Source organism: Delftia sp. NA_296.1 (assembly GCF_052692095.1).
Genome location: NZ_JBQZGF010000001.1, coordinates 283,030 through 306,479 on the forward strand (window position 1 = coordinate 283,030; position 23,450 = coordinate 306,479).

Annotated in this window: 21 protein-coding genes and 1 pseudogene; 11 read left to right on the forward strand and 11 right to left on the reverse strand. The window is 66.3% G+C overall.

Features of this window, described 5'->3' with window-relative positions; genetic code table 11:
* Positions 1-140 precede the first annotated feature (140 nt).
* Positions 141-242 carry a phage integrase N-terminal SAM-like domain-containing protein gene (locus tag ACUTR7_RS01480; RefSeq protein ID WP_445607923.1) on the forward strand — a complete coding sequence of 34 codons (102 nt, stop codon included), beginning with the start codon at positions 141-143 and terminating at the stop codon, positions 240-242.
* A gap of 70 nt (positions 243-312) precedes the next feature.
* Here the strand turns inward: ACUTR7_RS01480 and ACUTR7_RS01485 are convergent.
* A pseudogene (locus ACUTR7_RS01485) lies at positions 313-1,234 on the reverse strand (restriction endonuclease); the annotation flags it as partial.
* Between the two features lie 490 nt (positions 1,235-1,724).
* Between ACUTR7_RS01485 and ACUTR7_RS01490 the strand changes: the two are divergent.
* The 7 genes from ACUTR7_RS01490 to ACUTR7_RS01520 all read left to right on the forward strand — a co-directional run bounded on the left by ACUTR7_RS01490 (position 1,725) and on the right by ACUTR7_RS01520 (position 10,524).
* Positions 1,725-2,963 (forward strand): alpha-xenorhabdolysin family binary toxin subunit A, encoded by a 1,239-nt coding sequence (locus ACUTR7_RS01490; protein ID WP_445607924.1) that lies wholly within the window; start codon positions 1,725-1,727, stop codon positions 2,961-2,963.
* Positions 2,964-3,028: 65 nt separating this feature from the next.
* Positions 3,029-5,473 carry a hypothetical protein gene (locus tag ACUTR7_RS01495; protein WP_445607925.1) on the forward strand — a complete coding sequence of 815 codons (2,445 nt, stop codon included), beginning with the start codon at positions 3,029-3,031 and terminating at the stop codon, positions 5,471-5,473.
* On the forward strand, positions 5,470-6,768 hold the full coding sequence (locus ACUTR7_RS01500; RefSeq protein ID WP_445607926.1) for a hypothetical protein: 1,299 nt from the start codon (positions 5,470-5,472) through the stop codon (positions 6,766-6,768). The genes ACUTR7_RS01495 and ACUTR7_RS01500 overlap by 4 nt, the downstream gene beginning before the upstream one ends.
* 121 nt (positions 6,769-6,889) lie before the next feature.
* The gene (locus tag ACUTR7_RS01505; protein WP_445607927.1) at positions 6,890-8,293 is read left to right on the forward strand and encodes an MFS transporter; all 1,404 of its coding nucleotides are present in this window, start codon (positions 6,890-6,892) and stop codon (positions 8,291-8,293) included.
* Positions 8,294-8,529: 236 nt separating this feature from the next.
* Positions 8,530-9,666 (forward strand): hypothetical protein, encoded by a 1,137-nt coding sequence (locus ACUTR7_RS01510; RefSeq protein ID WP_445607928.1) that lies wholly within the window; start codon positions 8,530-8,532, stop codon positions 9,664-9,666.
* Between the two features lie 52 nt (positions 9,667-9,718).
* On the forward strand, positions 9,719-10,150 hold the full coding sequence (locus tag ACUTR7_RS01515; RefSeq protein WP_278536858.1) for a VOC family protein: 432 nt from the start codon (positions 9,719-9,721) through the stop codon (positions 10,148-10,150).
* Entirely contained in the window at positions 10,147-10,524 is a 378-nt protein-coding gene (locus ACUTR7_RS01520; protein ID WP_047327293.1) for a DUF4288 domain-containing protein, read from the forward strand. Before ACUTR7_RS01515 ends, ACUTR7_RS01520 begins: the two co-directional genes overlap by 4 nt.
* 39 nt (positions 10,525-10,563) lie before the next feature.
* Here the strand turns inward: ACUTR7_RS01520 and ACUTR7_RS01525 are convergent, their stop codons facing one another.
* Positions 10,564-11,007 carry a hypothetical protein gene (locus ACUTR7_RS01525; protein ID WP_445607929.1) on the reverse strand — a complete coding sequence of 148 codons (444 nt, stop codon included), beginning with the start codon at positions 11,005-11,007 and terminating at the stop codon, positions 10,564-10,566.
* 172 nt (positions 11,008-11,179) lie between these two features.
* Here ACUTR7_RS01525 and ACUTR7_RS01530 point away from each other — a divergent pair, with 172 nt between their 5' ends.
* Positions 11,180-11,617, forward strand: coding sequence for an OsmC family protein (locus tag ACUTR7_RS01530; protein WP_016447025.1), 438 nt, complete (start codon positions 11,180-11,182; stop codon positions 11,615-11,617).
* Between the two features lie 42 nt (positions 11,618-11,659).
* On the opposite strand, the gene azu is transcribed toward ACUTR7_RS01530, so the two are convergent.
* The 5 genes from azu to ACUTR7_RS01555 are packed head-to-tail and all read right to left on the reverse strand — an operon-like array spanning position 11,660 to position 17,687.
* Entirely contained in the window at positions 11,660-12,151 is a 492-nt protein-coding gene (gene azu, locus ACUTR7_RS01535; protein WP_428144839.1) for an azurin, read from the reverse strand.
* A 46-nt stretch (positions 12,152-12,197) separates the two neighbouring features.
* On the reverse strand, positions 12,198-13,064 hold the full coding sequence (locus tag ACUTR7_RS01540; protein ID WP_445607930.1) for an ABC transporter ATP-binding protein: 867 nt from the start codon (positions 13,062-13,064) through the stop codon (positions 12,198-12,200).
* The gene (locus ACUTR7_RS01545) at positions 13,061-14,149 is read right to left on the reverse strand and encodes a FecCD family ABC transporter permease (protein WP_445607931.1); all 1,089 of its coding nucleotides are present in this window, start codon (positions 14,147-14,149) and stop codon (positions 13,061-13,063) included. The genes ACUTR7_RS01540 and ACUTR7_RS01545 overlap by 4 nt, the downstream gene beginning before the upstream one ends.
* Complete coding sequence (locus ACUTR7_RS01550; RefSeq protein WP_445607932.1) at positions 14,146-15,357, reverse strand: ABC transporter substrate-binding protein; 1,212 nt, start codon at positions 15,355-15,357, stop codon at positions 14,146-14,148. Before ACUTR7_RS01550 ends, ACUTR7_RS01545 begins: the two co-directional genes overlap by 4 nt.
* A 14-nt stretch (positions 15,358-15,371) precedes the next feature.
* Positions 15,372-17,687, reverse strand: a complete 2,316-nt coding sequence (locus tag ACUTR7_RS01555; protein WP_445607933.1) for a TonB-dependent receptor — start codon at positions 17,685-17,687, stop codon at positions 15,372-15,374.
* 152 nt (positions 17,688-17,839) lie between these two features.
* On the opposite strand from ACUTR7_RS01555, the gene ACUTR7_RS01560 reads away from it, so the two are divergent.
* Entirely contained in the window at positions 17,840-18,604 is a 765-nt protein-coding gene (locus tag ACUTR7_RS01560) for a response regulator (RefSeq protein ID WP_013802320.1), read from the forward strand.
* On the forward strand, positions 18,604-20,049 hold the full coding sequence (locus ACUTR7_RS01565; protein ID WP_445607934.1) for an ATP-binding protein: 1,446 nt from the start codon (positions 18,604-18,606) through the stop codon (positions 20,047-20,049). Before ACUTR7_RS01560 ends, ACUTR7_RS01565 begins: the two co-directional genes overlap by 1 nt.
* Here the strand turns inward: ACUTR7_RS01565 and ACUTR7_RS01570 are convergent, their stop codons facing one another.
* The 4 genes from ACUTR7_RS01570 to ACUTR7_RS01585 all read right to left on the reverse strand — a co-directional run bounded on the left by ACUTR7_RS01570 (position 20,050) and on the right by ACUTR7_RS01585 (position 23,352).
* Positions 20,050-20,883, reverse strand: a complete 834-nt coding sequence (locus ACUTR7_RS01570) for a SprT-like domain-containing protein (protein ID WP_445607935.1) — start codon at positions 20,881-20,883, stop codon at positions 20,050-20,052.
* A 25-nt stretch (positions 20,884-20,908) separates the two neighbouring features.
* A complete protein-coding gene (locus tag ACUTR7_RS01575) occupies positions 20,909-21,493 on the reverse strand; it encodes a flavin reductase family protein (RefSeq protein WP_141831888.1) in 585 nt (194 codons plus the stop codon).
* A 47-nt stretch (positions 21,494-21,540) separates the two neighbouring features.
* Positions 21,541-22,173 (reverse strand): NAD-dependent dehydratase, encoded by a 633-nt coding sequence (locus ACUTR7_RS01580; protein WP_333906611.1) that lies wholly within the window; start codon positions 22,171-22,173, stop codon positions 21,541-21,543.
* Between the two features lie 78 nt (positions 22,174-22,251).
* Positions 22,252-23,352: an alkene reductase gene (locus tag ACUTR7_RS01585; RefSeq protein ID WP_445607936.1), complete on the reverse strand. Its 1,101-nt coding sequence runs from the start codon at positions 23,350-23,352 to the stop codon at positions 22,252-22,254.
* Between the last annotated feature and the right edge of the window lie 98 nt (positions 23,353-23,450).

Below are 23,450 nucleotides of genomic sequence, written 5' to 3' on the forward strand. Positions count from 1 at the left end.
CATTATGTATGGAAGCACAGTACTAAATTCAACCATGAGACAAGCCTCCTCTCCTGTATTGCGCGCAACACGGTTGCTGAGACCAGGTCCGTGAGCAAATTCGTTACAAACAGTATGGCCTGCTCACCGAGCAGGCCTATATGCAATGGGTGCGCATGTTCGTGAAATGGCACGGTTTGCGGCATCCACGCGACATGGGGCAGATGGAAATTGGAGATTTTCTGGCCATCATGGCTGAATGACGCCTTTGGAGCTTCTAGCTGGACGGCAGCTCAGGGTCGAAAGCAGGCCATCTCCAAAATAAACTCCATTCCCAACCATCTCCCGAGTCCCCCGACACCCCGCACCAAACGCCGAACACCCCCAAAACGCCTTCCCAGCCGCAGGCCCTCGCTTGGCAACCCGCTGAACCATTGCTTTCCCGCATTGAGGACAGCCGGGTATTGGGGAAGCGGCCGGTCGCACTGTGTCAAAAGCGGGTTCCGTCTTGATGGGCCCGGATACATGCACGGAGCTCGCCAAAGGGGCAGAAGTCCGGGCCTTGATGGTTGAAGCCGCTCCTGTCTGGGCCTTTGCCTCCTTGAGCAATTTCATGAGCGCGGCGCCGTACATGAGGTGGATATTCCTCCCTGCAGCAAACGCCACAGCTTCCTGAGTGACCAGGCCAGAAGTCACCACAAAGCCCGCAGCGGCACCATCGGCCGCCATGACGCCATAAAGCTCGCGCACTGTGGAAACGCCCACCTTGAAGGCCTTCCACTGCTTGCATTGCACCAGTGTCTTTTCGCCATCCTTCGAGAGGACCAGGTCCACGCCACCATCGGGCCCGCCGCCACCGGTTTCCTTGACGCTGTAGCCGCGCCGCCGAAATCCCTCACACATCAGTGTTTCGAATTCCCGCCATGACATGTTCTGCAGCGCATCCGCGCTGGAGCTGGCCGAAGTGGTTTCGAACAACTGGCTGCGGCGGCGCTTGCGCACGGCGGAAATGGCCGCGCCTGCCAGGCCGATAATGGGCAGGATGTACTGACCACCGGTAGCAAGGCCCTGCCATATGGTCGTGGTGGCCAATTGGCCGATTTGCTGCGGGCTTTGTGCTGCAGGCAGGGGGCGGATGGCAATGGAGTGCAACACCATGTAGCAGGCAATTGCCAATGCAATGCCGGCCCACCAGGGGAGCATGGCGATCAGATCCATGGTCTTCCGCCGTGCTGGACTTGCTTTTTCTTGCCACTCCTGCCCCTCCATTGCTTCAAATTGCAAAACATTTTGCGATATTTGAGGGCTGAATGCATTCCTGAGTCAATGGGTGCGGTGAAATACATAGAAATTGACAATGGCGATTTTTTATGAAATGTCAGTCAATTCTTGCTATTTGCTATTGATTGAGTAGCGGGCAATGCAAGCCTGGCCTATGCAATTGCGGAGGTTTGCCGTTTGAGGCAATGGCGTGACCGTGCTCATTGCCGTGAGTCGCGCAGGGGACAGGCTCCTCGGGGGTGTGAGATGGCAATCCGGCGCTGTCCTTATTCCCAGTGCTGTATGAATTTGTGTCACTTGTTTGGGGGACATACAGGGCCATGGTGGCTACCTAGCATCCGGTCGACTGGAGCGCAAAAGGAGGGCGGGCGACGACTGCGGTGCGGTCATTTCTTCAACGCCGCCGCTTGTTTGCACACCGATTCGAGGCCGAATCCGGCCTTTCACCATCAGGAGCCTTCGCCATGTCCGACTCTGCAAATTCAACGAATGCCTTTACCCCGTCTGCCGATATCTACAAGGGAATCTCCGTTCTCAGTTCAGAGGACTGGATCGGGCTGACGACGTTCTTTGAGTCTGCAGTCACCGACAACCCGACCACCACGGAGCTGATGCGCGCCATGCTGGGCATGCAGAAGCAGGATGATTTCAGGCCGGAGTTTTCCGAAGCGGTGGAGCTGTTCGTCACGCTCAAGGGTGTCGGCCAGAAGTTCAAGGCCGATGTGCAGGACAAGATGCTGACCCTTGCCGACGATATCGTTCAGTACAACGATGTGGCGGCAACCACCTATGAACGGCTGATCGAGCTGGTGGACCGTTTCGATCTGGAGGGGGCGCCCACCCCATCGGCGGAGCCGGTGGTGGAAGCGAAATGGAAGGCACTGGTCAAGGTTTGGGAAAGCGATACGCCCAGCGGGCGTTCGGAGCAGATCAAGCGCAATTTCAGCAGCGCGCTGGAGCAGTTGATTGAAGACGCCAATGCGCGTTCGGTGCGTGCCTTCGCGCTGCAGAACTCCATTCTTGACAACAGCAACGGAATACTGATGCGCCTGAATGCCTGCAAGACCGCATTCAATGGACAAAAGCAGAAGTTCACGACCACTCTGGGCGCCGAGGGTGCTGCCAACCAGAAGCTGAAGGCCGCCGTGGAGAAGCTGGAGAACGACTTGAAGGCCCTGCGCCGCAAGGAAAAGGATGAAGTCATCGTGCTGTCCACGTCTCCGGCCTATCTGGCGATTCCGCTTTTCGGGCCGCTGATTCTGGCGGGGGTGGATATCGGCGTGGGTGCGGACCTTGCGGTCACGCGAAGGAAGATTGCCGAGAAGGTGGATGAGGTGAGAACCATCCAGGCCACGATGGCTACGAACGAGCGATTCATCGGCTACTACAACCGAAGCAATGATCGCTTTGACAGCATCAGCAAGAGCATTGAAGACCTGGGTCCCAAGCTCAAGACGCTGGGCGAGGCATGGCGCGCGATTTCTGCCGATCTGGGCAACATACACAAGGTCTTGAGCACCACCGGCCGCAAGTCCCTGCAAGGGGAAAACTGGTTCAGCCTGACGGTGGTGCTGGGCACGGCCAAGATGGGCTGGGCGCGTGTCGCCGGACAGGCAGACCATTTCCGCCGTTTTGGCGGCACGCCGAAGAAGGCGCAGAGCGTGGATCAACTGGTGGAACTTGCCAGCAAGAAGGCAGCCTGAGCGGTCTGCTCCGGCCTTTGTCCAATCGCTGCACAGGTGCAGTGCCTTACCTGGAACCACCCGCCATGACTTCAGCAATGACTCCCGCGCTCACTGCCGCGATGACTCCCATTGAATTGCGAACCCTGATCGATCGCTACAGAGCCGAGGGCCTGGTGCCGCCAGGGCCGCTGGTCTGCAGCGGTGGCCGGGCGCCGGACGGCAGTTTCAATCCCTTCGGCATCGTGGCCGATCTGGTGGTGGACCTGAAGGTGTTGCTGGACGAGGCCGACGCGGCTGGCCTGCAGGCGCTGGACATCCATGCCGATACCGTGGTGGTGCCCGAGGGGTTCGACAGGCGGCTTGACGGTTCGGTGCGGCGGCTGACGGTGGTTGCCCGCCGCATTGTTTCCGAAGGCACGACGGTTCTGCGCATGCTGCATGACGCGGACAACGAGCTCAGCAGGGTGCGCATTTTCGTGGAAGCCGTGGAGGGTCGGTTCACGCTGTACGGCGGCCCCACGCGCGACACCCCTTATGCGCTGGAGGAGGCCTGGGACATGGTGGCGCGGCCGCGGTTCAGCAATTTCCTGTGGCAGGACAACCGGGCTGTGGTGAAGCACACCCCCGTGCCGCCCGGCCTGCTGGAGCATGGCGAGCCGATGCACAGGGTGCTGGCCGCGCTGTTTGCCCTGAGCGCCGGCATGGCGGGCAGGCCTGGCCACAGCGCGGCCGAGCTGGCGTTGTGCCATGAGGCGCTGGCCTGGATCACGCGCTGGTCAGGGGTCGAGTCCGGGTTTGGCGAGTTGATCCAGGCGGCGGGTTCGCTGCAGCGTCTGCTGCCGGTCATGGACGTTGACGGGCTGGCCAGGCCGATTCCTGATCTGAGCGCCGGCAGCTACCTGTCGCTGGCCAAGGCCCGGCAGGAGGTGATGGCGGCCATGGAGGCCCACCTGCGCAGCCTGCGCGCCAGCGGCGAGCTGGCAGGTGCCGTGGGCAGCGTTGCGCAGGCGTTTGCCGACCGGGATACCTTGGACCTCAAGACGCTGGAGGCACGTTGCACCGAGCTGGAGCAGCGGTTGATTCAGCAGATCGAAGCCCTTGACCGCGCCGCACGCACGGTACGCCAGGAGGAGCTTGAAGCGGAACTTGCCGCCATGCGGCTGAAGCTGGCGAGCGACGTTGCCCAGATCGTGCGCACCGTGAAGATGAGCCTGGAAATCGCCTTTGGCGTCATTGCGGTCGCGGGTAGTGTGGCCGCCCTGTGCGTGGGCGTGCCGCCCGACCCGAAGGCGTTGACCGAGACCGGTCAGAAAGGCGTGCTCGGCCTGAAGGATTTGTACGGGCAGGCCAAGACGCTTGGCGGCAGCATAGACGGCCCGCTCAAGGCGCTGAAGGCCCTGGGCCAGTCGTTTGCCATTCCGCTGCAATGGGCCAGGCACAACTCCAGCACGCTCAAGAATCTGGTGGATCCCGCCAAGGGCGCATTGAATGCGGTGCTGCCGGTGATCCGTGGGCCGCTGGGCGGGCTGGATGTCGAGGGGATTTCCCGGGAACTGGGCGACACCATGCGTGCACTTGCGCTCATGCCGGATGCCAATGAAGCCAAGGCCGCCTGGACGGTGCTGGAGAACGATGCAGTCAACCGGCTGGATCTGGTGCTTGCCACGGAAGGCACCGAGGCGGCCGTGCGCAACGCCGCCAACACCCTCAAGACACAGGTGCAGAAAGTGGCCGTCTATGGCCGCCTGCTGGCAGAGCAAAGCGCATCCAAGAATGCCATTGCCCGTGAGCTTGCCACGCTCAAGCTGGAGTACGTTGCGGTGATCGGCAAGCGCAAGCGCCTGCAGGCGCTGGAGCAGCAGGCGCTGACAGAGCTGGAGCGCAGCGCGCGGTTGCAGGGCGAAATCACCCTCAGGGCAGAAAGTGCGCGCCGCGGCTTCTTCGTGGACTGCTTCGGGGTCCGCGCCGCACAGGCCTACGAGACAGGCAAGCAGCCCGGCCACCGTCTGTCGATGCCGGGCACGGCCGCCGCCATGGCAGATGCACACGCCACCCTGCTGGCAGACCACGCCAGCGCGCAGGCGGCCAATGCGAGGACCCAAGGGGATCTGCGGCGGGAATTGCGGGTCAGTGACGCCGCGCTGCTGCAGCAGCTGGCGCATGGGCAGCCCATCAGCCTGTCCATTGCCACCAGCCATCCGGCACTGGCCAGCTACCGCCGCATCCGCCTTTCGTCGGTGCAGGCCTGGCTGGAGTTTGCCGATGCCTCGGCCCAGCGCATCAATATCGACATGGTGACCGGCAGCGACTTTCACGACAGCACGGGCAACGGGGACGAGAGGCTTTTCTGCTCGCCCCTGAAGATCAACTTCACGTACGCCGGCGACCAGATCGAGTTCTCGCAGCATCTGGGAGACGTCTGCCCGACGCCGTTCACGACGTGGCTGATCGAAGTGCTGGAGCCCCGACAGATGCCGGCAGCGCCTCGGGCCCTGCGCCTGTTGATGGCCGGCACTGCAGCCAAATGACCCGGCTTCTGTGGCTGCCCGCCGCTGCCACGGCGCTGTGCTGCGGTGGCGCCCTGGCATCAAGCTGCCGCGTCGAAGCCGAGCCCGCGCGTGAGCCAGTCGCAAGGCAGGTATGGACCGATATCGCCGAGTTCTCGTTCCTGACCGGGCTTGATCTGGACGATGCCAGCGGCCGCATGACGCTGGTAAGGAGCCTGGAGAACATGCAGTCGTTCCCTTCGCTGAAGGCGGCATCGGCCGCTTGGGGCACGCTGCGTGCCCGTATCGACGGGCTGGCCGACACGGTGCAAAAGCTGGGGCAGGCCGTGGGGCGTTTGCAGCAGCTGTGCGACCAGCTGGATGCCGTTTCGCTGGCCCCCGACGCGCCGCTGGATGAGGCCCGGTGGAATGCGGGTGTCGCAGCCGTCGAGACGGAGATGGATGCGGCCATTGCGGCGGCTGCACCCGTCGTGGCGCAGCTGGAAAGTCATGCCTCGCTGCTTCGCGTGGCCGCCGCGCACCATGCCAGGCAGCCGCCACCGGCAAACGCGGTGGTCCGCCTTGGGCCCGCGCCGCAGGCGATGGCAACGGAATACAGCACCCTGGCATTGCGCTGGCGGGCCGTGGCCTCCGACCTTGCAAATGCTCGCCGCATCTTGCCGGTGAGGCCGGTGCGTGGTTCATCCGCGCCCTTGATCGCCATGACGGCCGCCATGCGGGAACTGGCGCGGATCTCCGCCGAGGCGCATGCACTCTCGGCCCAGCGGCTCAGCGATGCGGATTTTCGGCGCTACGAGACGGGCGACTACCTGTACGACCAATGCCCCATGCTCAAGGACCGCCAATGGGTCGGGCTGCAAAACCTGTATTGGAGCGAAAGGCGCAATGCGGTAGCGCTGCTGCAGGGCACGGGGCTTGTGTCGCCTCCGGGGCTGTTCAACGTCGCGCCATTTCAGATCTCCGTCCCGGCCATGATTGTGGGCGCCGACAGATGGAGGTTCATGCGCACCGGCAAGGGCTACTGGCTTGTCCAGAATGCGGCGTTCGGACCGGGCACCATGGCGCTCGATGTCACCAGTGTGGCCGGGAAATCGCATCTTGAACTGAAGATGACGGCGTCAGCGGGAGACTCCCCACGCTTCAGCGGCCAGCAATGGCGCTGTGCCCCCAGTGACCTGCCGGGCCAGTTCCATCTCTACAACCGCTTCCTGTCGGATGCCGTCGTGCTGGACACGGCCAATGACAATGGGATTGCCGTCATGCTGCCGGCCACCAGCCGCTCCTCTGGCCAGTATTGGCGTGTGATCGAGCGGTAAGAGGTACTTGGGGGCAGGACCCCCTTGATCTCAACCGCACTTGAGGTTGCATGCTCCAGGCTTCTCGTCGCCATGGCACTGCGCCATGGCCGGCGCAGACCCCTGCAACCAAGAAGCATCCATGCCCCATCAAGATTCCCTCACGCTGGACGATCAGGTCCGGCCGACGACCACCGAGAGCTGGTCCATCCTGTCCTCCCCCTACCGCCTGACGACGATCGGCATCGTCTCGCTGGTGACCTTGATTGCCTTTGAGGCCCTGGCCGTGGCCACCGCCATGCCAGCGGTGGCCCGCGCGCTCGATGGGGTGCCGCTGTATGCGGTTGCCTTTGGCGTGACCCTGGCCACCAGCGTGGTGGGCATGACGGTGGCCGGCGGCTGGTGCGACGCGCGCGGGCCGGCGGCGCCGCTGTGGTCTGGCATGGCGTGTTTTGTGGCGGGGCTGCTGCTGGCGGGCTTTGCGCCTTCCATGCCGGTGTTTCTGGCGGGGCGGCTGGTTCAGGGGCTGGGGGCCGGTGGCATGTCGGTGGCGCTGTACGTGCTGGTGGGCCGGCGGTATCCCGAGGCACTGCGGCGGCGCATTTTTGCGGCGTTTGCCACGGCCTGGGTGGTGCCCGCGCTGGTGGGGCCGGCGTTGAGCGGCCTGGTGGTGGAGCACCTGGGCTGGCGCTGGGTGTTCCTGGGCGTGCCCCTGCTGGCCTTGCCGGCCGGGGCGATGCTGCGCCCGGCGCTCCAAGGCCTGGGCGGCCATGGCCAGGGCATGCAGGGCGGTGTGCGGCGCGGGCTGTGGGCCCTGGGCGCGGCCACGGGCATCTGCCTTCTGTATGTGGGCGGGCAGAGGCAATCGGCGGCCGCCTTGGGGGCGGTGGCGGTGGCCGCGGCCTTGTCGCTGGTCTGCACCTGGAAGCTCTTGCCGGCCGGCACGCTGCGCGCCGGGCGCGGGCTGCCCAGCGTGATCGCCTTGCGCGGGCTGGTGTTTGCAGCGTTCTTCGGGGCCGAGGCGTTTCTGCCGCTGGTGCTGGCGCGGGAGCACGGGCTGTCAGCGCCCATGGCGGGGCTGGTGCTGAGCGCGGGTGCGCTGGGTTGGTGTTCCGCCTCCTGGTACCAGGGACACAGCCGCAACGGCTGGAGCCGTCACCGCTTCCTGCGCGTGGGCACCAGCGCGGTGCTGGCGGGCGTGCTGCTGACGGCATCGGTGGCCTGGCCGGCCGTGCCCGTGTGGGTGGCGGTGGTGGGCTGGATCGTGTCGGGGCTGGGCATGGGCCTGCTCTCGGCAAGCCTGTCGGTGCTCACGCTATCCATGTCCGCGCCTGGCGAGCAGGGCGCCAACAGCTCGGCCCTGCAGCTGTGCGAGGCCATTGCCGTGGCGGCCACCCTGGCCATTGGCGGATCGCTGTTCGCGGCCTTGCTGGAGACTTCGGCCCAGGCGGCCTATCTGGCGAATTTTGGGGTTGCGGCCGGGGCGGCGGTGTTGGCGGCGGTGATCGTGGGGCGAACGGATACGCGGCAGGTGTTTGTGGGGTGATGAATACGTCCCACTGATATGGCAGTGATCGCTGGATTGACGTAGAAGCGGGACAGGTGACGATGCACCCACCCATCGGTGACTGGACAAAGCGTCCAGTTCCGCGGGAGCGCTGGCGGCTATATTCGCTGCGCGGCAAGCCGCATTCCTGTCTTGAATGCATGCGCCGGCAAGCGTGTCGTGCATGCCTGAGGCTGTATCAAGGGCCACCGTAAATATCCAGAGGAAACAGTTGAATGGGCATCGCTTTTCGCCAGACTGAAATCAACATCAAGATCGCCAAGAAGCACGGCAAGGTACTCACCGCGCTTCTGCAGGAAAAAGGCTGGATCACGGAAGACATGCCGTTGGATGCCGCGTTGGCCGCGATCGGCTGGTATGGCAAGAGCCAGAAGACCCTGCTGGTGATTGACGAGATCGATGTGGACAAGATCACCGAGCGGGTCTCTCAACAGTTGGAGGCGCTGGCTCCTTTTGTGCGCGATGGGAGCTTTGTCCGTTTTGAATCTGAAGAAAGCAGCAAGGACTATGCGCTCTGTGTTTTCGAGGGCGGCAAGGCCCACGGCTACGGGTGGTTGGGCATCCGGGAAAAATCATCGGTCGCCGCCGCCATCGGAGCTGTGCCCAGTGGTCCATGGAATGAGTACATCCATGACGAGTCTCCTTCTCAGCAGAAACTGACCGATCACCGCTATTGGGCCGTGGTGGCACGGAGCATGGCGGAGAAGCTCTGGTTCATTGCCGGGAGTTCCACGAGCTTCAATGCCAGGGAAAAGGAGCAGGCCTACTGGATCATCCGGGCATGCGAAGAGGCACGGACTGCCATGCTGGGTGAGCGCCATCTGCTGGTCCAGGATATCCAGATGTATGAGCGAGAGGTGGCAAAGCTGCCGCAGATTCTTGCGACCCATGCGCATGAGGCGAAGCTGCGCTGGCTGAAAGGACCCCGCAAGAAGCTGGCCGCGCTGGATTTCGATATCCGTGCCGATGAACTGCAGACGCTGCTTGGCTACCGCGATACGTTTGCGCCAGGGCGAGAACTTCTGGTCAATGGACAGCAGGGGGCATACCAACCGGAAGTGCGCGCATTCTTCGAGCAACTGCGTGAGGCTCCCTGGTTCCTGCAGCTTTGCAATCTGGCAAAGGACGGGGAGGACCGCATGCAGGTCATCCTGGATTTCCAGGGGTTGATGTCTGATGTGATGGACTCTGCCGATCTGAAGGAAAGTCTGTTCTATCTGCATTGGATGGCGTCCGCCGAGAAAGGGTGCGTCGCCATCGTCCTTGGTGCAGACAGTGAAGATATCTCGGACCTCGCGCCCGAGATTCACAAAGCCATGCAAAGAATCGCCCAACTGGCGACCTTGAAGTAGGCCTGCCCGCAAGGCGTTCTTCCTGCGGCTAGCCGCGTGCATGATGGCCGGCATGAATATCTCCTCCTACTTCGAAATTCCCGTCCATGAGCTGGAAAAGGCCATGGCGTTCTACCGCGCCGTCTTCGGGCATGCGCTGGAGCGTGACAGCGTGGATGGCAACGAGATGGCCTTTTTCCCGTATGCGGAAGGCGCGCCCGGCTCCAGCGGCGCACTGGCCCAAGGCGACAGCTATGTGCCGGGAAAGTCGGGCGCCCGCGTCTATTTCGATGTGCCCGATATCCAGGACACGTTGAGAAGGGCCGTGGCAGCGGGGGGAGCAGTTCGCTATCCGGAAACGGCGGTGGGCGCGTTCGGGTTTGTGGCGGAGTTGGAGGATCTGGACGGCAATTGCATTGGCCTGCGCGCTGCCGCGGCGTCCAGGCAAGATCCGGACGCTGAGCCGGCGCTCCCGATGCCGAGCCATGGGGAAAATGTCTCATGAAGCACGAAAAGAATATTTCCCCGGTAGGCTGGTACGTGGTTTCCTACCTGCTTCGCTTCGTGGAACTGAACGATGAGAAGAGGGACGACGAACAGGCCCGCTTCCTGTCTTGGGAGAACACGGTGCTGGTCCGTGCCGGCACCTTGGACGAGGCCTATGAGAAAGGGATGGCGCTTGCCCTGGAGAATGCCGTGCCCTACAAGGGTGGGCCGGATGGAGAGCCTGTCCAGTGGGAGCTGCTGGGCATCACCGAGGTGCTGCCTATCTACGAGGAGCTGGCGGACGGCGCGGAGATCCTGTGGACCGAGCGTGCGCCCAGAAAACTGAGGAATCTGCGGCAGATGGTCAAGCCCAAGGGCGAGTTCCGGCAATAGGGGCAGGTGGGGCCGATTGCTTGCCGGGCAGCTGCATCTTCAAGGCCAATATTCCAGCAGAAAGAAGATGGTGGCAGGCATGGCGATGAACCCCAGGAGACGCTTTTTTCTCAGGAAGCTTGCAGGCAGTCCTGATGCCAGCAGTTTTCTATGATTGATGGGTTCAAGCAATGCTGAAGAGATCAGCACAAAGGCAAGCAATGCGAATTTGACAGTCTGATCGTTGAAAAACGGTATGGCTAACATGGGTGCGGCGCAAGCCATCAAGATGTATTTGCTCACCCCTTGGGTCAGGAGTTTTTTCTTTTCTTCTTCTGAAAGGACGGATGTCAGTCGGTTGAATAGATAGATATAAAGCAGAGACAGAGATATCGCAATATACGAATATTTCATTCTTTGAGTTCCTCGCCCCCAATTTGAGGCTGCATTGTTGAACATGCAAAGGAAGCAGGCAAGTGGCATTTTTTGCAGCGGCAGTTGCATTGGCTCGCACGCTCTCCCCGGTATGTGGGCCGGAATATGCTGAATGCTGCGGTATCCGTCTTTTTTGCTGTAGGACGTGTGCGCAGGGGCTGGCGCGCCCCGGGACCACGCCTTGCCCCGTGGCGCCTGTGCTGTGATGGCGGCTTGTCCAACCAACGCACAGGAGAAACACATGTCCGAGAAAACCGCTTCCGTCCATTGGGAAGGTGCAGGCAAGACCGGCCAGGGCCGCATCAGCACGGAGACCGGCGCGCTCAAGGACCATCCCTACGGGTTCGGCAGCCGCTTCGGGGATGACCGCAAGGGAACGAATCCCGAGGAGATCGTGGGCGCCGCGCATGCGGCGTGTTTCACGATGGCCTTTGCCTTTGCCTGCGAGAAGGCGGGCATCGCCACCGAGATGCTGGACACCACGGCCAAGGTCCGGCTTGCCAAGGATGGCGAGGGCTTCAAGATCGACCGCATCGCGCTCACGCTGCAGGCCAAGGTGCCCGGCATCGACGATGCGCAGTTCCAGAAAATCGCCCAGGAGGCCAAGTCCCAGTGCCCGCTGTCCAAGGCGCTGGCAGGCGTGCCCGAGGTGACCCTGGTGGCCACGCTGCTGCATTGAACGCGCAGGCCCTTTGGGCCTTTGCCGCGTGGTGACGCTGCCTCAATCCTCCAGTACCAGCCTTCCCCGCATGGGCAGCGCATGCGAGGGATACGAGCAGAAGTAGGTATAGCTCTCGCCCTTTTGCAGGCGCGCCACGGGGAAGGTGACCGAGGCATGCTCGCCGCCCGACAGCATTTGGGTGGCGGCGATGACGCGTGCGTCGGCGTGGTCCACCCAGGCCCGGTCGGGGCCGGCGCGCAGGCCGTCGGCGATCACGGCGTCGATGTCGGCGCTGCGGGCCAGCACCCAGTTGTGGCCGGCTTCCTGCCAGGGCTTCCTGCCGGTGTGGACCAGGTGGACAGTGAAGTTCTCGCAGCGCGCGCTGACGCGGATTTCCGCCAGGCTGAAGCGTTTGCCGGGCTGGCCTTCAATGGTGGTTTCGCAGGCGGGATGGGCCACGCTGGACGCGGGCGTGGGGTGGGCATGCTGGGCCTGGGCGTTCAGGCAGAAGGCGGCCAGCAAGGCAGCGGCGGCGGTGATGCGGGTATGCATTCGGAATCTCCAAAAAAGCGGATGGATCTGGAATCGGGGACCGGGCTCAGGCCGCAGGCGTCAGCCCGTCCACGATGACCTGGGGCAGACCCTGGGAGCAGGGCTCCACCCGGGCCTGCACGCCGTAGACGTGGGCCAGCAGGGCGGGGGTGATGGCCTGGGCGGGCGGGCCGTCGGCCAGCAGTTGGCCTTGCTTGAGCACGATGACGCGGTCGGCGTGGCGCAGGGCTGCGCCCAGGTCGTGCAACACGACCAGGGTGGTCATGCCGTGGCGGCGCGTTTGCTCGCGCACCAGCTGCATGACGTGGAACTGGTGGTTGAGGTCCAGGGCGGACAGGGGTTCGTCCAGCAGCAGCACGCGCGGCTCGCGGATCAGGGCCTGGGCCAGGCCTGCAAGCTGGGACTGGCCGCCAGACAGCTCATCCAGGTGGCGCATGGCCAGGTGGGCGATGCCCAGGTGCTCAAGCAGGGCGGCGGCCTGGGTGACCGCATCCGGGGAGCCGGCCTGCAGCGGGCGCGTGGTGTGTGGCGAAGCCTTGCGCGCGGCCAGCAGTGATTCGATGACGCGCAGGTGCACGGCGGCCGGAAGGGCCTGGGGCAGGTAGACGATGCGGCGCGCGCGCTCGGCCAGGCTGGCGTGCTGCAGTTCCTGGCCTTCCAGCGTGATGCTGCCCTGGGCGCGCACCAGGCCGGCCAGGGCACGCAGCAGGGTGGACTTTCCGCTGCCGTTGGGGCCCAGCACCACGGTGAGCGTGCCGGCGCGCAGCGGGGCGATGCCCAGCGATTCGATGACGCGCCGGCGCCCGTAGGCGACGCTGAGACCCTCGATCTGCAGACCATCTTGCGTGAGAGGTGGCAGATAGGTGGGTGCGAAGTGCGGGGTATTCAGGGAGGTGTTCAGGTTGGTGCTCATGTCCGCCCCCGCGTGCGCAGCACGATGGCCAGGAAGAAGGGAATGCCCACCAGCGAGGTGACGATGCCCACCGGGATGATCACGCCCGGGATCAGCGTCTTGGAGGCCACCGAGGCCAGCGACAGCACCAGCGCGCCGACCAGGGCGGCGGCGGGCAGGTAGAGCCGGTGGTCATCCCCCACCATGCGGCGCGCGATGTGCGGTGCCACCAGGCCGATGAAGCCGATGCTGCCCACAAAGGCCACGGACAGCGCGGCCAGCAGGCTGATGCGCAGCAGGGCGCCCAGGCGCAGGCGGCGCACGTCCACGCCAAAGCTGGCGGCACGGTCCTCGCCCAGGCGCAAGGCGGTGAGGCGCCAGGCGTTGAGCAGCGAGAACGGCAGCACCAGTGCCAGCGCGGCGGCCAGACCGGCCACCTTGGGCCAGGTGGCGCGCGAGAGGCTTCCCATGGTCCAGAAGACCAGGCCCTGCAGTGCCTCGGCCGTGGCCACGAACTGCAGCAGCGAGACCAGGGCGTTGAAGCTGAACACCAGGGCAATGCCGAACAGCACCACGCCCGATGCGCTCATGCCGCCCCAGCGCGCCACCAGATCCAGCAGCAGGGCCGAGGCCATGGCGAACAGGAAGGCGTTGGCAGGCACGGCCCAGGCCGTGGGCACGCCGGGCAGGCTCCAGTCCAGCACGATGGCCAGGGCCGCGCCAAAGGCGGCGGCCGAGGACAGGCCCAGCGTGAACGGGCTGGCCAGCGGGTTGGCCAGCACGGTCTGCATCTCGGCGCCGGCCAGGCCCAGGGACAGGCCCACGGCCACGGCCATCAAGGCGTAGGGCAGGCGAATGTCCCAGACGATGACGCGCAGCGCAGGCGGGGCCTGGTCGGCATGGCCCAGGGTGGCGATCAACTGGTCCAGCGCCAGCCCGGAGGGGCCGGTGGTGAAGTCCAGCAGCAGCGCGCCCACGATGGCCGCAGCCAGCAGGGCCAGCACCAGCACGCGCAGGGCGGTCAGGCGCCGGTAGCCCCTGGCCAGCGGCGTGGCGCTGGCGGCCGTGCTGGCGAGCTCCACGGGCAGGTCGGCGGCCATGTTCATCGCGCGGCTCCGCTGGCCGCTGAGGCCGCTGCCTTGGCAGGTGCATCGCCCCAGAAGGCGCCGTGCATGGGCAGGGCGGGCAGGAAGTGGCGGTTGATCTCGTCCAGTGTGGCCTGGGGATCAATGTCGCCAAAGCGCTCTGGGTAGAACCACTTGGCCATGGCCTCGATGGCCAGGATGTTGGTGGGTGCGTCGTAGAAGTTGTGCCACAGGCCGTGGGCGCGGCCCTGGCGAACGGCGCCCAGCACCTCGAAACCGGGGCGCGCGGTCAGCGCCTGCAGGCTGGCCGAGAGGTCGGCCGGCGCCACGCCGCTGCCGGCCTTGAGCATGAGGCGGTTGCTCTGCGGGCGGCTGCCGGTGGCGATGTAGACCTCGGGGTCGGCGGCGATCAGGGCTTCCTGGTGCATGTCGCCTATGGCGCCGGGCACCTTGCCGGCCGCGACGTTGATGCCGCCGGCCGCCTCGATGAATTCGCCCATGTTGCCCTTGCCGACGGTGTGGCAGCAGCCGTCCCAGACGCCGGCCAGCAGTTCGGCGAAGACGCGCGGGCGCTGGCTGCTGGGAATGCCCTCCACGCGCTGGCGCACCTGCTGCAGGTGCTGCTCGTAGAAGCGCGCATAGGCCTCGGCCTGTTCCTCGCGGTGCACGGCCTTGCCCAGGATGCGCATGCTGGCCAGGGTGTTGCGCACGGGCTGGGCGCGAAAGTCGATGAAGACCACGGGCACGCCGGCCTTCTTGAGATCGTTGACCAGGCCGCTCTGGCGCCCCGGCCCATGTCCGCCCAGGCCGAAGATGGCGATGTCGGGCCGGGTGGAGACCGATTGCTCGGCGCTGACGCTGTCTTCCGAGGTGCGGCCGATGACCGGGATGCGGTCTATGGCCGGGAAGCGGCGCCGGTAGTCGGCATAGCCGTTGGGGTCGGCGAAGGGCAGCTCGCCCTGCCACCCGGCGATGCGGGCCAGCGGCTGGTCACCCTCGATCAGGGCCAGGGCGTAGAGGAAGCGGCCCTCGCCCAGCAGGATGCGCTCCACCTTGGCGGGAATTTCGACCGTGCGGCCGACGATGTCGACCACGGTGGTGGCCGGTGCATTGGCAGCGGTGCCGGCAGGCGAGGCCGCAAGCGCGGAGGCGGACAGCAGGGCGGCGGCGCAGGCTGCGGCCAGGGCCAGCACGGCGCGGCGTGTAGGGAGACGTTTGGTGGATGTCATGGTGTGGCCCGGGCTCAGAAGGACAGGTCCAGGCCCGCCGTGTAGGTGCGGCCCGCGCCCGGCACGCCATACAGCTGGAAGCCGTCCAGCGAGGCGCCAATGCGGCTCCAGTAGAAGCGGTTGGTGAGGTTGTTGATGTTGAAGCGGGCCGTGAGCTGGCGGTTGATGCGCCAGCTCAGCGCCAGGTTCTGCACGAAGTAGCTGGGCGCTTTTTCGTGGTCGGCCACATAGATGGGGTGCACGCCGTTGGGGCCGTTGACCGTGCTGGACGTATTGTTCTGGCCGCCCACCATGACGTTGTCCGTATAGCGGCGCTCGCCCACGTACTGCGCGCCCCAGCTCAGGGTGACGGCGGGCGTGACCAGGAAGGAGGTCCAGACGCTGCCGCTCCAGTCGGGCACGTTCCTGGCCTCGGCACCTTCGTTCGCGCCCTTGGTGAGGCGGCTCTTCAAGTGGGACAGGCCGGCGTACACCGACCAGCGCGACGTGATCTCGCCCTGGGCGCCCAGCTCGAAACCCTGCACCCGCTTGGAGGGCAGGGCGCGCACGGGCGAGATGCTGTCGGGGCTGTACTCCCACGATTCACTCAGCTCGGTGCGGAACACGGCGCCGGTCAGCGACAGGCGCCCGCCCAGCACGTCCCACTTGCTGCCTGCCTCCCAGGTGCGCGACAGGGACGGCGCATAGGCCAGCTGCGCGGCCGTGCCGTAGACGCCGTTGTTGGTGGTCACGCCCATGGCCGAGGGCTGGGCCGCACGGCTGTAGGAGACATAGATGGAGCCCTCGCTGGCCGGCTTGTAGACCAGGCCCAGGCGGCCGCTGAGCGCGCCGTCCGTGCGGCTGGCGCCGCCGTTGTTCGCCTGCCAGCGGTCGTAGCGCAGCGCCGTCTGGGCCTGCCAGCGCGGCGAGAAGGTGATGGTGTCGTTCACATACACGCCCGCGTTCTGCACCGTGGCGCGCGCGCTGCCCGCGCCCACCACCGTGGGCGTGCCCGGGAAGATGGTGGCCGGGTTGGCCATGTCGAAGCCCAGCGTCCCGGTGGGCAGGTCCATGCTGCGCTCGCGGTCGCCATAGGTCTCGCGGTACAGCTCCAGCCCTGCCGTGAGGTCGTGCTTGAAACCTGCCGTCTCGAAACTGGTGCGCACATCGGTCTGGTTGTTGGCGATGGTGTAGCGCTTGGACACTGGCACCGAGGCCAGGCGCAGCGAGGCATTGGCGCCCGCCGTGTCCACCAGGCCGTAGTCGCCATAGGACAGGATGCCGCCCGGCGCCGTCACCAGCCCGCCCAGGCCCACATAGCCCAGCGAGTTCTTGCTGCTGCCGCTGTTGAAGCGCGCGGGCGCCAGCACGCTCCAGTTGTCCGAGCGCTCGTAGCGGAACTGGTTGCGCACCGTGGTCGTGGGCGAGAGGTCATGCTCCACGCGAGCCGTCACCATATCCGTGCGCGACTGCTGGGTGTAGAGGTTGGAGGCGCCGTACCAGGCATTGCGCGGCACGCCCGGCATCACCTGGCCACCCGTGCCGCGCTGAATGGGCAGGCCGCCATCGGGCGTGTTGTCGTCCACCTGGTGGAAGACGTTGACCACGGTGCGCGTGGAAGTGCCCAGGCCGTGGGCGAACGAGGCTGCCACGCCGTAGCGGTCGTAGTCCACCCCGTTGCGGCCGGCCACGTCGTTCTGATGCTTCATGAGGTTCAGGCGCACGGCGCCGGTCTCGCCCACGCTGCGGTTCAGGTCGGCCGTGGCGCGGCGGTAGCCATCGCTGCCCACGCCCACCGAGCTGTTGTAGAACGTGTCGCGCCTGGCTTCCTTGCTGACCAGGTTGACGCTGCCGCCCACGGCGGACACGCCCGACTCCACCGAGCCTGTGCCCTTGTAGACCTCGGCCTGCTCCAGGTTGAAGGTGTCGGTGCGGCTGGCCATGCCGCCGTCGCGCACGCCGTCGATGGTGATGGCCTGCTCGGCCGAGAAGCCGCGGATGGTGAAGAAGTCACCCCAGCCCAGATTGCCCTCGCCCGAGGTGAAGGTGATGCCGGGCACGTTCTGCAGCACCTCCTGCAGGCTCTGGGCGTTTTGCTCGCGGATCAGCTCGGCCGGCACCACGCTGATGCTTTGCGGCGTGTCGCGCAGCGGCTGGGTGAGCTTGGGCGACTGCACGGCGGCAGGCTGGTAGGCCGGCGACTCACGCGTGGAGCGGACCTCGACCGTGCCCAGGGGCGATGCCGGAGCGGCCGCAGTCTGGGCGACGGCCAGGGTGGAGAAGGCGCCCAGCGTCAGCGCAAGGCTGGTGGACAGGGCCGGAGGGAAACTGCTGGAGTGCTGAGAAGACATGGCGACGAATCACTAGAATGAAAATCGTTCTTATTGACGAGCAGGACTCTAGTGACGCGACAGCGCAGACAGGCCAGCGGCCGCCGGGCAAATGCAATGCTCCATTGCACAGGCCGCCGCCACAACATTCCATTACAAAACGCCATGCGCCAATGCAATCCATGAGCGCACCAGCCGCTGCATCCCCGGCCGCCCAGGGTCCGCGCATCCTGGTGGTGGACGACGACCCCGACATCCGCGAGCTGCTGTGCGACTATCTGCGCGCCTCGGGCATGCGCCCGGCCGCCGTGGGTGACGGCCAGGCCATGTGGGACTGGCTGGGCCGGCATGCGGCCGACCTCATCGTGCTGGACCTGATGCTGCCCGGCACGGACGGCCTGGCCCTGTGCCGCAGCCTGCGCGAACGCACCCACATCCCCGTGGTCATGCTCACGGCGCGCGGCGCCTTGCTGGACCGCATCCTGGGCCTGGAGATGGGGGCCGACGACTACCTGCCCAAGCCCTTCGATCCGCGCGAGCTGCTGGCGCGCATCAAGGTGGTGCTGCGCCGCGTGGCCCAGGCACCGGCGCCGGCCAGCGAGCCGGAGCACCTGCCCGTGCTGCGCTTTGCCGGCTGGACGCTGGACATGCGCGCGCGCGAGCTGCGCTCGCCCCAGGCCGTGCTGGTGCCGCTGGCCCAGTCCGACTACCGCGTGCTCTGCGCCCTGGCCAGCAACCCGCACCGCACGCTGAGCCGCGACTACCTGGCCGACCATGTGTTCGGCCGCGAGCGCCAGGCCCAGGACCGCGCCATCGACGTCTGCGTGAGCCGACTGCGCCAGCACCTGGAAGACCCTGCGCGCCAGGCCAGCCTGATCCGCACCGTGCGCAACGCCGGCTACGTGCTGACCTGCGACGTGGTGCCGCAGGCATCGTGATGGCTTGGGTGCAGGCCGGCGCGCTGCTGCGGCGCCTGTGGCCGCAGACGCTGTCCGGGCGCGTGGCCCTGATCCTGGTGGCCGGCATGCTGGCGGCCCAGGCGCTGACGGGCACCATCTGGTGGGAAAGCCGGCGCAGCCAGCTGCTGGAGGTGCCGCTGCGCCTGCTGGGCGCGCGCGCCGCCGATTCGCTGCTGCTGCTGTCCTCCCTGCCGCCCGAGGCGCGGGCCGCCGCCGTGGGCACGCTGAGCACGCAGGGCTACCAGCTGACCCTGATCGATGCGGCCCGCGCACGTCGCCTGATGGAGGACCTGGCGTCCGCTCCCGCCGATGCGGCCGACGCCATGGCCGGCGATCTGCTGGCCGATCTGCTGGCCGATGTGCTGGCGCGGCGCGTGGGCGCGGCCGTGCCGTTCCACCTGCTGGCGCTGGAGCTGCACGGCGGCGCGGAAACCCTGCTCACCGCCCATGAGCCAGAGGCCCATGTGCGCATGCTGCTGGGCCTGGGCAACGGCCAGTGGCTGCAGGTACAGGCCGTGGAGGGCGAAGCCGGCTACCCCGTCAGGCCCTACTGGGCGCTGGCCGACTACGTGCTGCGCATCTATCTGCTGCGCATCATCGTGGTGGTTGTGGTGGCACTGCTGGCCGTGCGCCTGGCCATGCGCCCGCTGGCCCGCATGGCCAGCGCCGCCGACGCGCTGGGCAAGGACCTCAAAAGCCCGCCCCTGCCGCTGGACGGCCCGCGCGAGGTGCGCCAGGCGGCCCAGGCCTTCAATGCCATGCAGCAGCGCATTGCCGATGGCGTGGCCGAGCGCACGCGTTTCTTTGCAGCCGTCTCGCACGACCTGCGCACGCCCATCACGCGGCTGCGCCTGCGCTCGGAGATGCTGGAGCCCGAAGCCCTGCGCGACAAATTCCGCCGCGATCTGCAGGAGATGGAAGCCATGGTCACCGCCACGCTGGACATGCTCACCGGCGCCGACGCGCGCGGCGAGCGCCAGGCGCTGGACATCAACGCCCTGGTGCAGGGCGTGGCCCAGGATCTGGGCGAGGCGCATGGAGTGCACATTCCCATCACGGGCCGCGCCCTGCGCCCGCTCGATTGCTATCCCCACAGCCTGCGCCGCTGCCTGCAGAACCTGCTGGAGAACGCGCTGCGCTATGGCCGCGACGCCGAACTGCGCATCAGCGACAGCGACGATCTGCTGCGCATCGACGTGCTGGACCGGGGGCCGGGCATTGCCCAGGAGCAACTGGCCCAGGTGCTGGAGCCGTTCTACCGCATGGAGGCCTCGCGCAACGCGGGCTCTGGCGGGTTTGGCCTGGGCCTGTCCATTGCCGATGCCGTTGCCAAGGCGCATGGCGGGCGCATTGTGCTGGGCAACCGGGAGGGGGGCGGGCTGGAGGCGGTGCTGGAGCTGCCGCGCAAGACTCCTGCCCCCTGATCAATCCTGGGCTGTGAAGCCTTTGCCGCAATCGCCGCAGATCAGGTTCAGCCCCGGCTTGCCCCAGACATTGACGGGCGCGGCGCAGCCGCCGCAGCGGTACTTGACGCGCAGGGACTTGTTCACGGGCTGCACCATGGTCTCGCCGGTGGTGGAGCCCGGCACCGCCACCGAGGTGCCCACGGGCCGCACGGCTTCGGCCAGGGCGGGCACGGAGGACATGGGCGGCTGGGTGCCCTGCATGCCCTGGATCTGCGTGGCCATGCTCCACTGGCCCGTGACCACATGCTCGATGGCCGGGAAGCGGTCGTACCAGCTCAGTTGGAAGCGCGTGGTCAGCAACTGCTCGCAGGCCGCGAGGAAGGGGCCGCCCGCAATGGCGTAGTCGGCCATCATGTCGCCCGTGCGCCGGCCGCCGGGCCGGCCCGTGGACGAGGGCATGAGGCCCAGCGATTCCAGCTTGTCCGCCCATTCCTCGTTGTGATACCGCGCGCGGCCCGGCTTGCCGAAGTGGTGCTGCCACAGGTGCGTCATCTCATGCACCAGGGTCTGCAGCGTCTCGATGATGGGCACGGCCGCGAAATAGGCGGGGTTGAGCGCAATCTCGTCCGTGGTGCTGCCATCCAGCGACGCAAAGCGCGCCGCAGAGAAGTAACCGCAGGTGCGCTTTTCGCGCTGCAGCGTGATCAGGCAGTGGGGCAGGGCATCGTCGAACAGGCGCTGGTTGAAGTGCTCGTAGGCCTGCTGCAGTTCGGAATAGGTTTCGCGCGTGGGGACTGCGCGCGAAGAGGCAAGGGAAGAGGCGGTGGCCGAGAGCATGGCTGGATTGTGCATACAGCCATGCCGTCATTGGCGAGTTTCAGGGCGATCCGTCCTGCACGTTCAACGCCTGCCCAATCGCATAAAACTGCCCACCCGCCACGTAGTGCAGGCTGCGCAGCGCGGGGTCGGCGTCCTCGAAGTGCCAGTGGCCGTCGCTGAACACGCGGGTGTCGGACCAGGCGCCCACGATCTCGCCGATGAACAGGTCGTAGGCCTGCTGGTTGTGGGGCTCGGGGATCAGCCTGCAGGCCAGCCAGCCGGCGCAGCCGTCCACGAAGGGCAGGTCGAACCCTTCCATGCCGAACAGCTGCGCGCCGCTGCTGGCGAGCTTGCCGGCATCGGTGGAAAGGGTGCGCGTGCCAACCTGGTGCGTGAGCTGCAACTGGGCGGCCGTAGGCACCTGGATCACGAACATGCCGCTTTGCTCGACCAGGGCGCGCGTGGCCGTGGCCTTGTCCAGCACCACGGTGAGCTTCGGGGGCGCAAAGTCCAGCGCGCAGCACCAGGCTGCGGCCATGACGTTGTCCACGCCGCCATGGCGGGCAGAGACCAGGACGGTGGGGCCGTGGTTGATCAGCCGGTAGGACTTGGCGAGATCGACCGGGGCGATATGCGGGTTCATGCAGGGGTTCCTGAAGGGTTCTGTTTTTGCGCGTGCAGGCGCCGGGTTCATTCGGCCAGCGCCTCGGAACCCACGATATGGACGCCGGGCCTGGCGTTGACAGCAGCCTCTATCAAGGCCTGGGCAATGCGGTGCGCGGGGTTGAGCCGCCAGCGCCGGGGCAGCAGCGGGCCCAGGGCGCCAAGAACGCCGACCATGAAGCGCTCACCCGCGCGGTGCTCGGTGCGCGGGCCGCTGATCAGGCCGGGGCGCACGAAGGTGAGGGAGGCAAAGCCTTGCGCCTGCAGGTCACGCTCGAGCTCACCCTTGACGCGGTTGTAGAAGATGCGCGAGCCGGCGTCGGCGCCCATGGCCGAGTTCAGCACATAGGTGGCTGTGCCATGGCGCCGCGCCAGCTGTGCGGCCAGCAGCGGATAGTCATGGTCCACACGCCGAAACGCCGGCTGGCTGCCGGCTGTCTTGATGGTGGTTCCCAGGGTGCAGACCAGGGCGTCGGCCCGCCACCAGTCGGCGTCTTCGGGCAGGTGCTCGAAATCGACGATGGGGGCGAGCAGCCTGGGATGCGCCGGCAGCGCCCGGCGTACCGGGGCCACGACGCGGGTGATGCGGCTGTCGGCCAGGGCCTGGTGCAGCACCTGGCTGCCCACCAGCCCCGTGGCGCCCACGATCAGCAGTTGCATGGCTTGGTCTTTCGCTTGGTCATTCGATGAGGACGCAGGTCAGCCAGTGTGCCGCAGATCGTGGGGCGGATGGCCGGCTCAGGCGGCCACTGGCCAGTCCGTGTAGCCCTGGGCACCGCCGCCGTAGTAGGCCTCGTGCGGGGCCACGGCCAGTTCCTTGCCATGGCGCAGGCGGGCCACCAGGTCGGGGTTGGCGATGAAGGGGCGGCCGATGGCCACGGTGTCGATCAGGCCCTTGGCGCGGCGGTCCATGGCCAGTTCCAGGTCATAGCCGTTGTTGCCCATGTAGGCGCCGTCAAAGAGCTTGCGCAGCGCGTCCAGGTCCACGCCGGGCGGCAGTTCGCGCGAGCCGCCGGTGGCGCCTTCCACGACGTGCAGGTAGGCCAGGCCGAAGCGGTTGAGCTGGGGGATGAGGTAGCCGTAGAGGGCCATCACATCGCTGTCCAGCGGCGTGTTGCCGGCGTTGGGAGTGACGGGCGACAGGCGGATGCCCACGCGGTCGGCGCCCCAGACCTTGGTCACGGTGTCGGTGACTTCCAGCGTCAGGCGGGCGCGGTTTTCGATGCTGCCGCCATAGGCGTCGCTGCGGTGGTTGGTGGAGTCGCGCAGGAACTGGTCGAGCAGGTAGCCGTTGGCCGAGTGCACTTCCACGCCGTCAAAACCTGCACGCTTGGCGCATTCGGCCGCATGGCGGTATTGCTCGACGATGCCGGGGATTTCGCTGGTTTCCAGGGCGCGGGGCATGGATACCTCGGCCACGCCGTTGGGCGTGAAGGTGACGCCTTCGGCCTTGATGGCAGAGGGGGCGACAGGGGCCACGCCACCGGGCTGCAGGTCCACGTGCGAGTAGCGGCCCACGTGCCACAGCTGGGCCACGATCTTGCCGCCGGCCGCGTGCACGGCGTCGGTGACCTTCTTCCAGCCGGCGACCTGTTCCTCGGTCCAGATGCCGGGCGTGAGGTTGTAGCCCCGGCCCTGTGCGGAGATGTTGACGGCTTCGCTGATCAACAGGCCCGCGCTGGCGCGCTGGGCGTAGTAGGCGGCGTGCAGTTCGGTGGGCACGCCGTCGTCACCGGCGCGGCTGCGGGTCAGCGGGGCCATGACGAAGCGGTTGGCGAGCGACAGGCCGCCCAGTTGGGTGGGGGAGAACAGATCGGTGTGAAGGCTGTGGTCGGTCATGGTGTGCAGTGGTGGTGGTTGAACAAAAAGGAAGAGGGATGGGTAAAGGGTGAAGGGTTTGAAGTTGACCAGTCGTCTACAAGCAAGGCAAATAAAAA

Excerpts from the sequence above, each read along its gene's own strand:
- ACUTR7_RS01480 (WP_445607923.1), top strand. The coding sequence starts at position 141 with ATGCAATGGGTGCGCATGTTCGTGAAATGGCACGGTTTGCGGCATCCA.
- ACUTR7_RS01490 (WP_445607924.1), top strand. The coding sequence starts at position 1,725 with ATGTCCGACTCTGCAAATTCAACGAATGCCTTTACCCCGTCTGCCGAT.
- ACUTR7_RS01495 (WP_445607925.1), top strand. The coding sequence starts at position 3,029 with ATGACTTCAGCAATGACTCCCGCGCTCACTGCCGCGATGACTCCCATT.
- ACUTR7_RS01500 (WP_445607926.1), top strand. The coding sequence starts at position 5,470 with ATGACCCGGCTTCTGTGGCTGCCCGCCGCTGCCACGGCGCTGTGCTGC.
- ACUTR7_RS01505 (WP_445607927.1), top strand. The coding sequence starts at position 6,890 with ATGCCCCATCAAGATTCCCTCACGCTGGACGATCAGGTCCGGCCGACG.
- ACUTR7_RS01510 (WP_445607928.1), top strand. The coding sequence starts at position 8,530 with ATGGGCATCGCTTTTCGCCAGACTGAAATCAACATCAAGATCGCCAAG.
- ACUTR7_RS01515 (WP_278536858.1), top strand. The coding sequence starts at position 9,719 with ATGAATATCTCCTCCTACTTCGAAATTCCCGTCCATGAGCTGGAAAAG.
- ACUTR7_RS01520 (WP_047327293.1), top strand. The coding sequence starts at position 10,147 with ATGAAGCACGAAAAGAATATTTCCCCGGTAGGCTGGTACGTGGTTTCC.
- ACUTR7_RS01525 (WP_445607929.1), bottom strand. The coding sequence starts at position 11,007 with ATGCAACTGCCGCTGCAAAAAATGCCACTTGCCTGCTTCCTTTGCATG.
- ACUTR7_RS01530 (WP_016447025.1), top strand. The coding sequence starts at position 11,180 with ATGTCCGAGAAAACCGCTTCCGTCCATTGGGAAGGTGCAGGCAAGACC.
- azu (WP_428144839.1), bottom strand. The coding sequence starts at position 12,151 with ATGCATACCCGCATCACCGCCGCCGCTGCCTTGCTGGCCGCCTTCTGC.
- ACUTR7_RS01540 (WP_445607930.1), bottom strand. The coding sequence starts at position 13,064 with ATGAGCACCAACCTGAACACCTCCCTGAATACCCCGCACTTCGCACCC.
- ACUTR7_RS01545 (WP_445607931.1), bottom strand. The coding sequence starts at position 14,149 with ATGAACATGGCCGCCGACCTGCCCGTGGAGCTCGCCAGCACGGCCGCC.
- ACUTR7_RS01550 (WP_445607932.1), bottom strand. The coding sequence starts at position 15,357 with ATGACATCCACCAAACGTCTCCCTACACGCCGCGCCGTGCTGGCCCTG.
- ACUTR7_RS01555 (WP_445607933.1), bottom strand. The coding sequence starts at position 17,687 with ATGTCTTCTCAGCACTCCAGCAGTTTCCCTCCGGCCCTGTCCACCAGC.
- ACUTR7_RS01560 (WP_013802320.1), top strand. The coding sequence starts at position 17,840 with ATGCAATCCATGAGCGCACCAGCCGCTGCATCCCCGGCCGCCCAGGGT.
- ACUTR7_RS01565 (WP_445607934.1), top strand. The coding sequence starts at position 18,604 with ATGGCTTGGGTGCAGGCCGGCGCGCTGCTGCGGCGCCTGTGGCCGCAG.
- ACUTR7_RS01570 (WP_445607935.1), bottom strand. The coding sequence starts at position 20,883 with ATGCACAATCCAGCCATGCTCTCGGCCACCGCCTCTTCCCTTGCCTCT.
- ACUTR7_RS01575 (WP_141831888.1), bottom strand. The coding sequence starts at position 21,493 with ATGAACCCGCATATCGCCCCGGTCGATCTCGCCAAGTCCTACCGGCTG.
- ACUTR7_RS01580 (WP_333906611.1), bottom strand. The coding sequence starts at position 22,173 with ATGCAACTGCTGATCGTGGGCGCCACGGGGCTGGTGGGCAGCCAGGTG.
- ACUTR7_RS01585 (WP_445607936.1), bottom strand. The coding sequence starts at position 23,352 with ATGACCGACCACAGCCTTCACACCGATCTGTTCTCCCCCACCCAACTG.